The organism is Marinovum sp. E3, from assembly GCF_055755275.1.
The window spans coordinates 1,194,031-1,206,802 of the sequence record NZ_CM146908.1 but is presented as its reverse complement, the minus strand read 5'-3'; the positions used below and the strand labels follow the sequence as shown (position 1 = coordinate 1,206,802).

The 12,772-nt window shown below is 66.0% G+C and carries 14 protein-coding genes; 7 read left to right on the top strand and 7 right to left on the bottom strand.

Annotation, left to right across the window (positions count from 1 at the left end):
* Window position 1 precedes the first annotated feature (1 nt).
* The 5 genes from ligA (at window position 2) to AC0J5K_RS05925 (ending at window position 4,408) form a co-directional block, all read left to right on the top strand.
* The gene (gene ligA / locus AC0J5K_RS05945) at window positions 2–403 is read left to right on the top strand and encodes a protocatechuate 4,5-dioxygenase subunit alpha (RefSeq protein ID WP_048532236.1); all 402 of its coding nucleotides are present in this window, start codon (window positions 2–4) and stop codon (window positions 401–403) included.
* The gene (locus AC0J5K_RS05940; protein WP_048532237.1) at window positions 403–1,284 is read left to right on the top strand and encodes a class III extradiol dioxygenase subunit beta; all 882 of its coding nucleotides are present in this window, start codon (window positions 403–405) and stop codon (window positions 1,282–1,284) included. Before ligA ends, AC0J5K_RS05940 begins: the two co-directional genes overlap by 1 nt.
* 15 nt (window positions 1,285–1,299) lie before the next feature.
* Window positions 1,300–2,241 (top strand): Gfo/Idh/MocA family oxidoreductase, encoded by a 942-nt coding sequence (locus AC0J5K_RS05935; RefSeq protein ID WP_074837260.1) that lies wholly within the window; start codon window positions 1,300–1,302, stop codon window positions 2,239–2,241.
* 221 nt (window positions 2,242–2,462) lie between these two features.
* The gene (locus tag AC0J5K_RS05930; protein WP_274562406.1) at window positions 2,463–3,422 is read left to right on the top strand and encodes an XdhC family protein; all 960 of its coding nucleotides are present in this window, start codon (window positions 2,463–2,465) and stop codon (window positions 3,420–3,422) included.
* A complete protein-coding gene (locus AC0J5K_RS05925) occupies window positions 3,419–4,408 on the top strand; it encodes a molybdopterin-binding protein (protein WP_274562408.1) in 990 nt (329 codons plus the stop codon). The genes AC0J5K_RS05930 and AC0J5K_RS05925 overlap by 4 nt, the downstream gene beginning before the upstream one ends.
* A gap of 58 nt (window positions 4,409–4,466) precedes the next feature.
* Here the strand turns inward: AC0J5K_RS05925 and AC0J5K_RS05920 are convergent, their stop codons facing one another.
* Window positions 4,467–5,621 carry a hypothetical protein gene (locus AC0J5K_RS05920; protein WP_274562410.1) on the bottom strand — a complete coding sequence of 385 codons (1,155 nt, stop codon included), beginning with the start codon at window positions 5,619–5,621 and terminating at the stop codon, window positions 4,467–4,469.
* Window positions 5,622–5,879: 258 nt separating this feature from the next.
* Between AC0J5K_RS05920 and infC the strand changes: the two genes are divergently transcribed.
* Complete coding sequence (gene infC, locus AC0J5K_RS05915; RefSeq protein WP_244526523.1) at window positions 5,880–6,377, top strand: translation initiation factor IF-3; 498 nt, start codon at window positions 5,880–5,882, stop codon at window positions 6,375–6,377.
* 186 nt (window positions 6,378–6,563) lie between these two features.
* On the opposite strand, the gene AC0J5K_RS05910 is transcribed toward infC, so the two are convergent.
* The 6 genes from AC0J5K_RS05910 to cysG all read right to left on the bottom strand — a co-directional run bounded on the left by AC0J5K_RS05910 (window position 6,564) and on the right by cysG (window position 12,129).
* On the bottom strand, window positions 6,564–7,412 hold the full coding sequence (locus AC0J5K_RS05910; protein WP_048532243.1) for a ferredoxin--NADP reductase: 849 nt from the start codon (window positions 7,410–7,412) through the stop codon (window positions 6,564–6,566).
* A 108-nt stretch (window positions 7,413–7,520) separates the two neighbouring features.
* On the bottom strand, window positions 7,521–7,919 hold the full coding sequence (locus AC0J5K_RS05905) for a DUF934 domain-containing protein (RefSeq protein WP_074837256.1): 399 nt from the start codon (window positions 7,917–7,919) through the stop codon (window positions 7,521–7,523).
* A complete protein-coding gene (locus tag AC0J5K_RS05900; protein ID WP_074837255.1) occupies window positions 7,916–8,662 on the bottom strand; it encodes a phosphoadenylyl-sulfate reductase in 747 nt (248 codons plus the stop codon). Before AC0J5K_RS05900 ends, AC0J5K_RS05905 begins: the two co-directional genes overlap by 4 nt.
* Window positions 8,663–8,707: 45 nt before the next feature.
* Window positions 8,708–10,372: a nitrite/sulfite reductase gene (locus AC0J5K_RS05895; protein ID WP_074837254.1), complete on the bottom strand. Its 1,665-nt coding sequence runs from the start codon at window positions 10,370–10,372 to the stop codon at window positions 8,708–8,710.
* A 42-nt stretch (window positions 10,373–10,414) separates the two neighbouring features.
* On the bottom strand, window positions 10,415–10,714 hold the full coding sequence (locus AC0J5K_RS05890) for a DUF2849 domain-containing protein (RefSeq protein ID WP_048532247.1): 300 nt from the start codon (window positions 10,712–10,714) through the stop codon (window positions 10,415–10,417).
* Window positions 10,714–12,129, bottom strand: a complete 1,416-nt coding sequence (gene cysG, locus AC0J5K_RS05885; RefSeq protein WP_048532248.1) for a siroheme synthase CysG — start codon at window positions 12,127–12,129, stop codon at window positions 10,714–10,716. The genes AC0J5K_RS05890 and cysG overlap by 1 nt, the downstream gene beginning before the upstream one ends.
* 141 nt (window positions 12,130–12,270) lie before the next feature.
* Here cysG and AC0J5K_RS05880 point away from each other — a divergent pair, with 141 nt between their 5' ends.
* Window positions 12,271–12,729 carry an Lrp/AsnC family transcriptional regulator gene (locus AC0J5K_RS05880; RefSeq protein WP_048532249.1) on the top strand — a complete coding sequence of 153 codons (459 nt, stop codon included), beginning with the start codon at window positions 12,271–12,273 and terminating at the stop codon, window positions 12,727–12,729.
* Window positions 12,730–12,772 lie beyond the last annotated feature (43 nt).

Sequence of the window (12,772 nt, the reverse complement as noted above, 5' to 3'; positions counted from 1 at the left end):
CATGACCAAGAAGGACTACGAGGATATCCCCGGCACCTTCGTGTTTGACGCCGACAGGAGCCGCGAAGGATATCATCTGAACCAGTTCTGCATCTCGCTGCGGCTGCAAAAGAACCGCGACGCCTTCAATGCCGACGAAGAGGCCTATCTCGACAAGTATCCGATGACGGCGGACCAGCGCGAAGCGGTGCGCAAACGCCAATGGAACCGCCTGCTCGAGCTCGGCGGCAATATCTATTACACCTCGAAGCTCGCCGCCAACGACGGCATCAACTTCCAGAACCTGGCCGGGCTGATGACCGGCATGGGCGTCGAGGCCTATCGCGACATGATGCTGCATGGCGGCCGCTCGGTCGAAGGCAACCGTTATACATCCGAATGGGACGAAGAGGAGGAAACCTGATGGCCCGTATCACCGCAGGCGTGGGATGCTCTCATGTGCCCGCCATCGGCGTCGCTATGGACACCGGCATCACCGATCAACCCTATTGGAAGCCGGTCTTCGACGGGTTCCGCAAATCGCGCGAATGGATGAAGGCGAACAAGCCCGACGTTATCTTCCTGGTCTACAACGACCATTGCACCGCCTTCGACGCCTCCTGCATCCCGACGTTCGCGCTGGGGGCCGCGGCCGAGTTTCAGCCGGCCGACGAAGGCTGGGGCCCGCGCCCCGTGCCGGTGGTCAAGAATCACCAGAAACTGGCCTCGCATATCGCCCAGAGCCTGGTGCTCGACGAATTCGACATGACCATTATGAACGAGATGGAGGTCGACCATGGGCTGACCGTGCCGCTCTCGGTCATGTTCGGCGAGGTCGCGCCGGAAGAAGCCTGGCCCTGCCTGGTAGTCCCGCTGGCGGTCAACGTGGTGCAATACCCCGCCCCCACCGGCAACCGCTGCTACAATCTCGGCAAGGCAGTGCGCCGCGCGGTCGAGAGCTATGACGAGGATCTCGACGTGATGATCTTTGGCACCGGCGGCATGAGCCACCAGCTGCAATACAAGCGCGCCGGTCTGATCAACCCCGAGTGGGACAACGCCTTTCTTGACCGCCTCACCTCCGACCCGGTCGGCCTGAGCCGGATGCCGCATGTGGAGTATCTGCGCGAGGCCGGATCGGAAGGCGTGGAGATGGTGATGTGGCACGTCATGCGCGGCGCGCTCGAGGACGATGTGGTCGAGGTGCACCGGCATTACCATGTGCCGGCATCGAACACCGCCGTGGGCCATATCATCCTGGAAAACAAATCCTACCACGACGGTCGCACGATCGCGGCCGAATAACGAAAGGACACCGACATGCGGATTTGTGTCGCCGGCGCCTATGGCGCATTCGGCATCAAACATCTCGACGCCCTGGCCGCCATCGACGGGGTCGATGTCACCTCGGTCATGGGCCCGACCCAAGCCAAGATCGACGCGCTGGCGCAGGAGCGTGGCATCGGCCACGCCGCCACCACGCTTGAGGAATGTCTCGCCCGCGACGACGTCGACGCGGTGATCCTGGCCACGCCGACACAGCTCCATGCCGAGCAGGCGATTGCCTGCATGAAGGCCGGCAAGCCGGTGCTGATCGAAATTCCGATGGCGGATTCGCTGGCCGACAGCGAGGCGATCTGCAAAGTGCAAAAAGAGACCGGCGTACTGGCGATGGCCGGACAGGTGCGCCGCTTCAACCCCTCGCACCAGTGGATCCAGAACAAGATCGCCGCCGGCGCGCTGAAGATCCAGCAAATGGATGTGCAGACCTACTTCTTCCGCCGCTCCAACATGAACGCCAAGGGCGAGCCGCGGAGCTGGACCGATCACCTGCTCTGGCACCATGCCTGCCACACCGTCGATCTGTTTCAGTACCAGACCGGCGAAGAGGTGAGCCAGGCCTACGGTCTCGAAGGCCCGCACCACCCCGAGCTGGGCATTGCCATGGACATGTCGATCGGCATGAAGACCCCGTCGGGCGCGCTCTGCACCCTGTCGCTGTCGTTCAACAACGACGGGCCGCTGGGCACCTTCTTCCGCTATATCTGTGACAACGGCACCTATATCGCGCGGTACGACGATCTGTTTGACGGCAACGAAAACCCCATCGACCTGAGCGATGTGGCGGTGTCGTCGAACGGCATCGAGTTGATCGACCGCGAGTTCATCTCGGCGATCGAGGAGGGCCGCGAACCCAATGGCTCGGTGCATGACGTGCTGGCGGCGATGAAGACCTTGGACCGGATCGAACAGAGCTTCTGACCTCCGGTTCACGTCTCCGGCAAGACCGCGTCGAGACAGGCGCCCCGTCGCGGAGCCGCTCCGGGACCTCTGCGGCGGCTGCCATCCCGTTCTACCAGGAGGCCCCGGGTCGGGCCCGGGGCGGGGTGTCTTGCCGAGGCGACCCCTGCGACCAAAGTCCGGGCCGATGGGGCGAGACACCCCCGCCAAAGCTGATAGACTGCGGCGCGGGAGGACCTGAGATGAAGGGCATAGCGGAAACCGCACTGGACTGGCACCGCGCCGGCAAGGGCGCGGCCCTGGCCACGGTGATCGAGACCTGGGGCAGCGCGCCGCGCCGGATCGGCGCGCAGCTTGCGATCAGCGGCGCGGGCGAGATCGAAGGCTCGGTCTCGGGCGGCTGCGTCGAGGGCGCCGTGGTGGTCGAGGCGCTGGAGGCGCTCGAGGCCGGCGCGGCGCGGGTGCTGGAATACGGCGTCTCGGACGGCGATGCCTTTGCCGTGGGCCTGGCCTGCGGCGGCACCATCAAGGTGCTGGTCGAACCCATCGGCACCGCCCTGCCCGAACCTCTGCTGGCCGAGCTGACCGCCGCCCGCGCCGCCCGCCGCCCGGCGGCCTATGTGGTCAACATCGAGAGCGGCGCGCGCCGGCTCGACAGCGCGGGCCACGCCAGCCGCTTTCGCATGGACCGCTCGGGCTTCGAGCCGGACGGCGAGACCTTCGTGGCGATCCACAACCCGCCGCTGCGGCTGATCGTGGTCGGCGCGGTGCATATCGCCCAGCACCTGGTGCCCATGGCCCGTGACATCGGCTATGACCCGGTGGTGATCGACCCGCGCGAGAGCTTTGCCTCTGCCGCCCGTTTTCCCGACACCCGCCTGCTGCACGACTGGCCCGACGCGGCGGTCGACGAGCTTGGCCTCGACAGCCGCACCGCGCTCTGCCTGCTGACCCATGACCCCAAGCTCGACGATCCGGCGCTGATGGCGGCGCTGGCGGCGGATGTCTTCTACATCGGCGCGCTGGGCTCCACCCGGACCCATGGCAAGCGGCTCGAAAGGATGACCGAGGCCGGCTTTGCGCCAGAGCATTGCGCCCGCATCCACGGCCCGATCGGGCTTGATATCGGCGCTGCCAGCCCGGCGGAAATCGCCGTTTCCATCCTTGCCGAGATGATCCGCGTTCTGAGGAAAGGCGGATGAAATTCGGCCCTCTCCCGCTGGCCGAAGCCGAAGGCGCGGTGCTTGCCCATTCGGTGCGGCTCAACGGCCAGCGGCTGCGCAAGGGGGTGACGCTGACGCCGGCGCATCTGGCCGATCTCGCCCGGGCCGGCGAAACCGAGGTCATCGCGGCCCGGCTCGACCCCGGTGACGTGCACGAAAACCAGGCCGCCGCCCGGCTTGCCGCCGCCCTGGTGCCCGATCCGCAGGCCGCCGGGCTGCGACTGACCAAGGCGTTTACCGGCCGGGTCAACCTGCTGGCCGAGGGCCCCGGCGTGGCGATGCTCGATGTGGCGCGGCTGAGCCGGCTCAACCTGATCAACCCGATGATCACCCTGGCCACCGTACCCGCCTGCCGGCAGATGGCCGAGGGCGGCATGGTCGGAACGGTCAAGATCATCTCTTACGCCGTTCCCGGCGCCGACCTGGCCGCCGCCTGCGAGATCGCCCGCGGCGCGGTGCGGCTGGCCCGCCCGGTGCTGGCCACCGCGACGCTGATCGTGACGGAAATTCCCGGCGGCGCCGGCGAAAAGGGCGTGCCGGCCATCCGCGGGCGGCTCGCCGCGCTGGGCATGACGCTCGACCAGGTGGTCATGGTGCCGCACAGGATGCCGGAGATTGCCGAGGCGCTGGGCCGCGTCGGCAGCGATCTGGCGCTTGTCCTCACCGGATCGGCCACCTCAGACCCGCATGACGTGGCCCCCGAGGCACTGCGCCAGGCCGGTGGAACGGTGGAGCGTTTCGGCATGCCGGTCGATCCGGGCAACCTGTTGTTTCTGGGTGCGCTTTCGGGGCGTCCGGTGATCGGCCTGCCGGGGTGCGCCCGGGCACCGGCGCTCAATGGCGCCGATTGGGTGCTGGCGCGAGTGGCCTGCGGGATCGCGGTCAGCCATGCCGACATCGCCGCCATGGGAGTCGGCGGGCTGCTCAAGGAGATCCCGACGCGGCCGCAGCCGCGGCGCGGCTGACACCCCGAGAAGCCGCGCCCGTTCGAGGCCGGGCGCGGCTTGTCCTGTTGGCGCTGCCTTATTCGGCGGCGGCCGGCGCTTCGATGCCCAGCGCATCACGCACCCGTTCGAGCGCGGCCGTGAGCAAATCGGGATTGTCGCGGGCCTGCTCAAGCGCCTGTTTCAGCGGCGTCTTGAGCAGCGGGCTCACCTCTTCGGAGTCGTCGATCAGCGCGATCACCGCGTCGTAGTCAAAGCCTTCGACGGTCAAAAGCTCTTGCGGAGACGCCGGCGCGGCGGTCTCTTCCGCGCCTTCGGTGGGCTCTGTCGCGGGCTCGATGGCCTCGGTGATCGCCGTGCCGATCTCGTCGGTGGTCGCTTCCGCGTCATCAGTGGCCACTGCACTGCCCTCCTCGGCCGGGGCATCGGCCATGTCGGCGGCGGGCTCCGTGGCCTCTGACTCGGCTGTCGCCTCAAGTTCGGGGTCCACCGCTGCCGCGATGCTGTCCGCCGCCTCTTCCGTGGCCTCTGCCAGATCCGCGGCCCTGGCGTCTTCAACCGCCACCTCGGCCGCCGCATCGGCCCCGGCACCAGCCTCCGTGGCGGCCCCCTCCGATTCGGCCCCGGCGCCATCGTTCGCCGCCATGTCCGCGTCGGCGCCTGTGTCCGCGCCGGACGCGTCATCTGTCGCCGCATCGGTGTCCGCCGCAGGATCGGTCTCGGCCGCGTCACCCGCCGCCATGTCCGCGTCGCTGCCCGCATCCGCCGCGGCCGCATCCTCGGCGACCATATCCGCGTCAGCCGCCGCTTCACCCGCCGCCATGTCTGCTTCAGCCTCGCCGGCCATCTCAGCTTCGGACGTCCCGTCCGCCTCGGGCTCAGCGGTCTCCGGCGCGCTGGCGGCTTCGATCGCCTCTTCAAGCTGATCGACGGCCTCTTCCACCGCCCCCGCGACCTCATCGGTCGCCTGTTCGACGGTCTCGATCATCTCGTCGGCCGCGTCCTGCATCGCGTCGGCCGGCTCTTCCGCCTCTTCGGCGGCAGGGTCCAGCTCTTCGGCGCCCTCTTCTTCCGGCACCGCCACCTCTTCTTCAACCGGCGTGACTTCTTCAACCGGCGTGGCGACATCGGCAACCGGAGGCGCACTGACCTCCGGTGTCCGGTTGAGATACACGCCCGCGCCCACCGCCACGGCGGCGACAACGGCAACCACTACCCAGGTGCTGTTCTTCATCTCGTGAAATCCCTCAGACTAGGTTTTCGGGGCCAGCGACGATCCGCGACCCTCTCGCCCCAAGACCTGCGCTGCACTTGCAGCATAGGCAAGGGGAAAAGCGCCCGGGGCGCCCCCCTTGCGCCGATTATACGCTTGAAAGACTGTCCGCCCCCCACTACCTTGCAGCCCTGATTTCATGTCTGAAACTGTCAAAGGAACAACGTCATAGCCCGCAGACCTCACAACGCGCCCCCGACAAGAGACACCGGCCCGCGCGTGAATGAACGTATCCGAGCCCCCGAGATTCGCCTGATCGGCGCCGAAGGCGAAAATGTCGGCGTCGTATCGCCGGCCCGCGCGATGGAAATGGCCGCAGACGCGGGGCTCGATCTCGTCGAGATTTCGCCCAATGCCAACCCACCGGTCTGCAAGATCATGGATTTCGGTAAGTTCAAATACGAACAGCAAAAGCGGGAATCCGAAGCGCGCAAGAAGCAGAAGATCATCGAAGTCAAAGAGGTGAAGTTCCGTCCCAACACGGACACCCACGACTATGACGTCAAGATGCGCAATGTCTTCAAGTTCCTCGAGAACGGCGACAAGGTGAAGGTCACCCTGCGGTTCCGCGGCCGCGAGATGGCGCACCAGAACCTGGGCCGCGAACTGCTGGAACGGGTGGCGGAAGACGTCAAGGAAATCGGCAAGATCGAGAATATGCCGAAGATGGAAGGCCGTCAGATGATCATGATGATCGGCCCGCTGCCACAGAAATAGACGCGTTTCGGCACCGAAACGACAAACGCCGGGGCATTTGCTCCGGCGTTTCGCGTTTGGCGGCTGTGGCGTGACAGGGGCTCTGCCCCTCGGCCTGCGGCCTCACCCCGAGGGATTTGGAGCAAAAGGAAGCAGGACGACGCATCCCCTGCCTCTTCTGTTTGGCAATGCCCTCGGGGAGTGCAGTCAGTCCAGGAAGGCCTTTTCGACCACGTAATGCTGCGGGTTCGAGTTCGCGCCCTCGACCAGGCCGTAGCCTTCGAGCATTTCCTTGAGCTCGAGATTGAACGCCAGGTTGCCGCAGATCATCGCGCGGTCGGTGTCGGGGCTGAGCGCCGGCACCTCGAGATCGGCAAAGGCCTCGCCAGACCGCATCAGGTCGGTGATCCGGCCTTTCTTGGCGCTCTCTTCCCGGGTGGTGGTGGGGTAGTACTTGATCTTCTTCCAGAACCCGTCGCCGATCACCTCGTTCAGCAGTTCGTCGGCCTTCAAGCTCTCGATCAGCTCAGCCCCATAGGTCAGCTCGCCGGCCTCGCGGCAGGTGTGGGTGATGACGATCTCGTCGTAATCCTCGTAGGTCTGCGGCTCGCGCAGCAGCGAGGCGAAGGGCGCAAAGCCGGTGCCGGTGGCAAAGAACCACAGCCGCTTGCCGGGCAGCAGCGCGTCATGCACCAGGGTGCCCACGGGCTTGGGGCGCAGGATGATCTCGTCGCCGGGCCGGATGTGTTGCAGCTTCGAGGTGAGCGGGCCATCCTGCACCTTGATCGAATAGAATTCCAGTTCCTCGTCCCAGGAGGGCGAGGCGATGGAATAGGCGCGCAGCAGCGGCTTGACCTTGCCGGTCTCGGGGTGCGGGTCGCCCATCAGGCCGATCATCACGAACTCGCCCGAGCGGAAGCGCAGGCTGGCGGGCCGCGTCACCCGGAAGGAGAACAGCCGGTCGGTCCAATGGGTGACCGACGTCACGGTCTGGGCGTCCGGCAGGGTGGGCACTTTGATGGCTTTGGCTTCGGTCACGTTGGTCAACTCTGTCATTTCATCCTGCCGGCACGGTTGGCCGGCACCTCACTTTAAACGTTGCTGCAAGGCAGAGAAAGGGACGCGCTGTCGCGGGCGCGTCCCCTGCCCTCCGGTTCTGGCCCGTCAGACGCCGGCGCGCAGCCGCGACTGATAGTCATGGCCCTGCCAGTCGGCGCGAAAGACCCATTGGTCCTCGGGTTGCCGGGCGGCGAGATCGGCGGAGATCTCCACCTCGTCGAAGCCCGCGCGCCGCGCCATGGCATATTGGTCGGCCAGCACATGGCCGCGGGCGCGCAGGCGTCCGGTATACCCCTTGAGACGCAGCAGCCGGGCGATGGTAAAGCCCCGGCCATCGGCGAAGCTGGGAAAATCCACCCGGATCATCCGGAGCCCGGAAAATGTGTCTGCCACCGCCTCGACATCGGCGTCCGAGGCCAGGTCAAGCGCCGTTTCGCCGTCGAAGGCATCGAAAAAATCCTCGGGCGCAAAGCCCGTGTCGCGCACGATCACCGTATCCGTCATGCTGTCTCTCCTTTTCGCACCATCCTGCCGTTGACAAAATGGATGCCGCATTCCTCTTTTTCCTCGCCGCGCCAGCGCCCGGCGCGGGGGTCTTCGCCCGGTTTCACCTTGGACGTGCAGGGGGCGCAGCCGATGCTGGGATAGCCTTGGGCCACCAGCGGGTGGCGCGGCAGGCGGTTTTCTTCCATATAGGCAGCCACGTCGCCCGGCGCCCAGAAAGCCAGCGGGTTGACCTTGATCCGGCCGGTGGCCGCTTCGATCTCGAAGAACTCCATCTGCGCCCGCGTGCCCGACTGAAAGCGTTTGCGGCCGGTGATCCAGCCGTCATATCCGGCCAGCGCCCCGTCGAGCGCTTCGGTCTTGCGCAGGGTGCAGCAGGCGTCGGTATCGGTCTTGTGCAACCGCCCGTCCGGGTCGCGGCGCGCCAGTTCGGCCGGGTCCGCATGGATGGCGCGGACGTTTTTCAGCCCCAGCCGCTCGGCGACCTCGGTCTGATAGACCAGGGTTTCGGCAAAGAGCATCTGGGTGTCGATGAAGAGCACCGGGGTGGTGCGGTCGACCATCGCCACGAGATGCAGCAGCGCCACGGATTCCGCGCCGAAGCTGGAGACCATGGCGATCTTGCCGAACTCGGGCCGCGAAAGCGCCGCCTCGAGCACCGAGGTCGCGCCGTGGTGGCGGAACTCGGTGTTGAGGCTGGCGATGGTGTCGCGCAGGTCTTTTATGTCGGTGACATGGGTCACTGTATCGCCTTTGCGTAGCTTGAAAGGGTGGACGGCCCGGCTGTCTCAGGCGGCCTTCTCGCGGGCTTCCGGATAGAGCAGCGCCTTGAACGGCTCGGCCCCGAGCCGGCGATAGGCTTGCAGAAAGGTCTCGTCGGCGTCGTTGCGCAGGTCGAGATAACCCACCACCAGCCGTTCGATGGCGGGCACGATCTCATCCGCCGAAAAGCCCGGCCCGGCACGGGTGCCGATGCTCGCGGTTTCGGTGCCGTCGCCCCCAAGGGTGATCTGGTAGTTCTCCACCCCCGCCCGGTCGAGCCCGAGAATGCCGATATGGCCCACGTGGTGATGGCCGCAGGCGTTGATGCAGCCCGAGATCTTGATCTTCAGGTCGCCGATCTCATGCTCCAGCTTGAGCTCGTCGAAACGGGTGGCGATCTCCTGCGCGATCGGGATCGAGCGGGCGGTGGCCAGGGCGCAGTAATCCATGCCCGGGCAGGCGATGATGTCCGACACCAGCCCGATGTTGGCGGTGCCGAGGCCTTCGGCCTTGAGCGCCCGGTAGAGCTGCGGCAGCGCGTCCTTGGGCACATGCGGCAGGATCACGTTCTGCTCGTGGCTGATGCGCAGCTCGTCATAGGCATGTTCTTCGGCCAGGTCGGCCATCACCCGCATCTGTGCGCCGGTGGCATCGCCCGGGGTCTTGCCATGCGCCTTGAGCGAGATCGAGACGATGGCATGATCGGCGCGGCGGTGGGCCGCGATATTGGTGTCGACCCAGGAGCGGAAAGTCGGGTCGTTGCTGTAGGCCGCCTCGAAGGCGCCGGTGGCGGCATCGCGGAAGTCGGGCGCGGCGAACTGCGGCTCGATCGCGGCCAGCATCTCCTGATCGACGCCGCCGAACTGCGATTTCAGCAGGTCGAAGCGCTCTTCGACCAGATCGCGGATCTTCTCGAGCCCGTTTTCATGCACGGTGATCTTGATCCGCGCCTTGTACTTGTTGTCGCGCCGACCAAGCAGGTTGTAGACGCTGACGATGGCCTCGAGATAGGGCAGCAGGTCGGCCTTGGGCAGGAACTCGCGGACCACCTTGCCCAGCATCGGGGTCCGGCCGAGGCCGCCGCCGACGTGAATGCGATAGCCGCGCTGGCCGTCCTGTTCGGTGATCTCGACGCCGATGTCATGCGACTTGATGACGGCGCGGTCGTTGGGCGCGCCGATCACCGCGATCTTGAACTTGCGCGGCAGGAACTGGAATTCCGGGTGGTCGGTGGACCACTGGCGGATCAGCTCGGCGGTGGGGCGCGGGTCTTCGACCTCGTCGGCGGCGGCGCCGGCGAAATGATCCGAAGTCACGTTGCGGATGGTGTTGCCCGAGGTCTGGATGGCGTGCAGATTCACCTCGGCCAGCGCGTCGAGCATGTCGGGGATATCCGACAGTTTCGGCCAGTTGTACTGGATGTTCTGGCGGGTGGTGAAATGGCCGTAGCCCTTGTCCCATTTCTCGGCCAAGAGCGCCAGCTGGCGCATCTGGGCCGAATTCAGCGTGCCATAGGGGATGGCGACCCGCAGCATGTAGGCATGCAGTTGCAGGTAGACGCCGTTCATCAGGCGCAGCGGCTTGAATTCATCTTCGGTCAGCGAGCCGTCGATGCGGCGTTCCACTTGTGCGCGGAACTGGCGGTTGCGCTCGGCGAGGAAGGCGCGGTCGAAGTCGGTATAGCTGTACATGTCGTATCCTTGCGTTGGGCTGGGGCGAGATCGGGGTGGACCTCAGCCTTCGGCCTGTTTGCCGTGGAAATAATTCGAGGGGCCGGTGCGGCGGAACTCTTCGCGGAAATGGGTGGGTTCCGGCGTGCCGTCCTTCACCGCCACATCGGCGAGATAGACGCCCACCGCCTCGGCATGGCGCGACGAGGCGTCGAGCAGGCGCACCTCGGCATGGGCCTCGTCGGTGATGACCTCGGCCTCTTTCAGCGCGCGGCTCCAGCGGTCGTCTTCGGTGAGATAGACCACATCGCCCTCGATCAGGGCATTGGCGGTGATCACCTTGGGAGTAAAGGGACGGGGCATCAGGCAAGCTCCTGTGTCAGTGTGAGGTCTTTGTGGGCCATCCCCTGCCGGGCAAGGGCCGCTTCGCGCGGGGCGAGGCCATAGAAGGTGAGCGCGGGGCCATCGACCGAAGCCGCGGCGAGATCGGTGGGAAGATCGGCGAGACAGGTCTCGAGGATGCGTTGTTCGGCGCGCGAGGCATTCTCGATGAGTGTCACCGGGGTGGCGGGATCGGCGCCGTGCATCAGCAGCCGGCCCTGGATGAAACGGGCGGATTTCTTGCCCATGTAAATCGCCGCGACCTCGCCCTCGCGTGCCAGGGTGCGCCAGTCGTGATCGGCAAAGCCCTTGGTGTCGTGACCGGTGAGGAAGCGGACCGAGGAATTGCGGCCGCGCTTGGTCAGGCTCTGGCCGATGGCGGCGACGGCGGCCGAGGCCGAGGTGATGCCGGGCACGATATGCCAGCTCACACCGGCGGCCTCGACCGCGTCGATCTCTTCGTCGAGCCGGCCGAAGACGGTGCTGTCGCCGGATTTCAGCCGCACCACCTGGGCGCCCTGACGGGCATGTTCGACGATCAGCGCATCGATGTCTTCCTGTTTCGTCGAAGGGCCGAAGCCCTCCTTGCCGACGTCGAGCAACAGGGCCTCGCGGCGCGCCAGCTCGAGAATTTCGGGGCTGATCAGCCGGTCGTGGATCACCACATCGGCCTCGTCGAGCGCGCGGCGGGCCTTGAGCGTCAGCAGCTCGGGATCCCCCGGGCCGGCGCCGACAAAGGCCACGTGGCCCTTGCGCGACTGGCGCGAGAGGTGATCGGTCAGCAGGCCCTTCAGCGCCGCATCGGCACCCTCGGCGCCCTTTTCGTCAAAGGCGCGGGGGCCGGCGTTGAAATAGTAATCGGCCCAGAAGTCGCGGCGCGGCCGGCCCATTGGCAGGGCATCGGCCATCTTGCGAAAGGCCTTGCCGATCCGCGCCAGCGGGCCGAGACGCACCGGCAGCCGGGCTTCGAGATCGGCCTTGATGGCGCGGGCCAGCACCGGGGCCGCGCCCTCGGTGCCGATCGCCACGGTTACCGGATCCCGGTCGACGATGGCGGGGGTGATGAATTCGCTGTCATGCAGGTTGTCGACGATATTGGCCAGCGCGCCTTCGGCGCGGGCCACGGCCGAGGTGCGGGCATCTTCGCCCGCGTCCTCGTCGGCGGCATAGAACAGCCGCGCGCCGGCGACATCGCCTTCAGCCAGCGGGCGCCGCACCAGGGTCAGGCGCCCGGCCTCGGCCCATTGCACGATCTCCCCGGCGGGATCGGCGGCATAAACCACGAGCGCAGCCTCGGTCTTGAACAGCAGCCGCAGCTTGGCCAGCGCCGCCTCACCACCACCGGAGACAACAACGCGCTGCCCGGCGAGGTTCACGAAGATCGGAAAATGCTGCATCTGACTCTCCTGCCTGTCCTAGGAGGATATATAGGAAATCTTCCCGTTTTGGCGCTAGTGGGTTGCGGATTTAAGGATGCTCGTTCTAATGGGGCGCAGAGAAGGAACGCTTGTTTCAAAAACGCGGGAAAGGCCGGACAGATGGCACGTATCGACGACACCGATCGGAAAATCCTCAAGGCGCTGCAAGAGGACGCCAGCCGCTCGCTGGACGAGATTGCCAAGGTTGTGGGCTCTTCCAAGACGCCGGTATGGAACCGAATCCGCAAGATGCGCGAGGCGGGGATCATTGGCGCGCAGACCGTGCAGCTCGATGCCGAGAAGCTGGGCTTCGAGGCTTGTTTCTTCGTGCTGATCCGCACCTCGGAACATGATGCCACCTGGCAGAAGGCCTTTCTGAAGGCGCTGAAGGAACGCCCCGAGGTGCAGGAGGCGCATCGGCTGGCCGGCGATATCGACTATATCCTCAAGGTGCGGGTGTCGAACGCGCGGGCCTATGACACGTTTTACCAGGCGCTGATATCAGAGGTGAAGGTACACAATGTCACCGCGCTGCTGTCGATGGAGGAGATCAAGTCGACGACGGCGCTGGCGTTGTGAGCGGCGGCCGATGCTTCCCTGGATCGATGCCGGTCTGTTGACG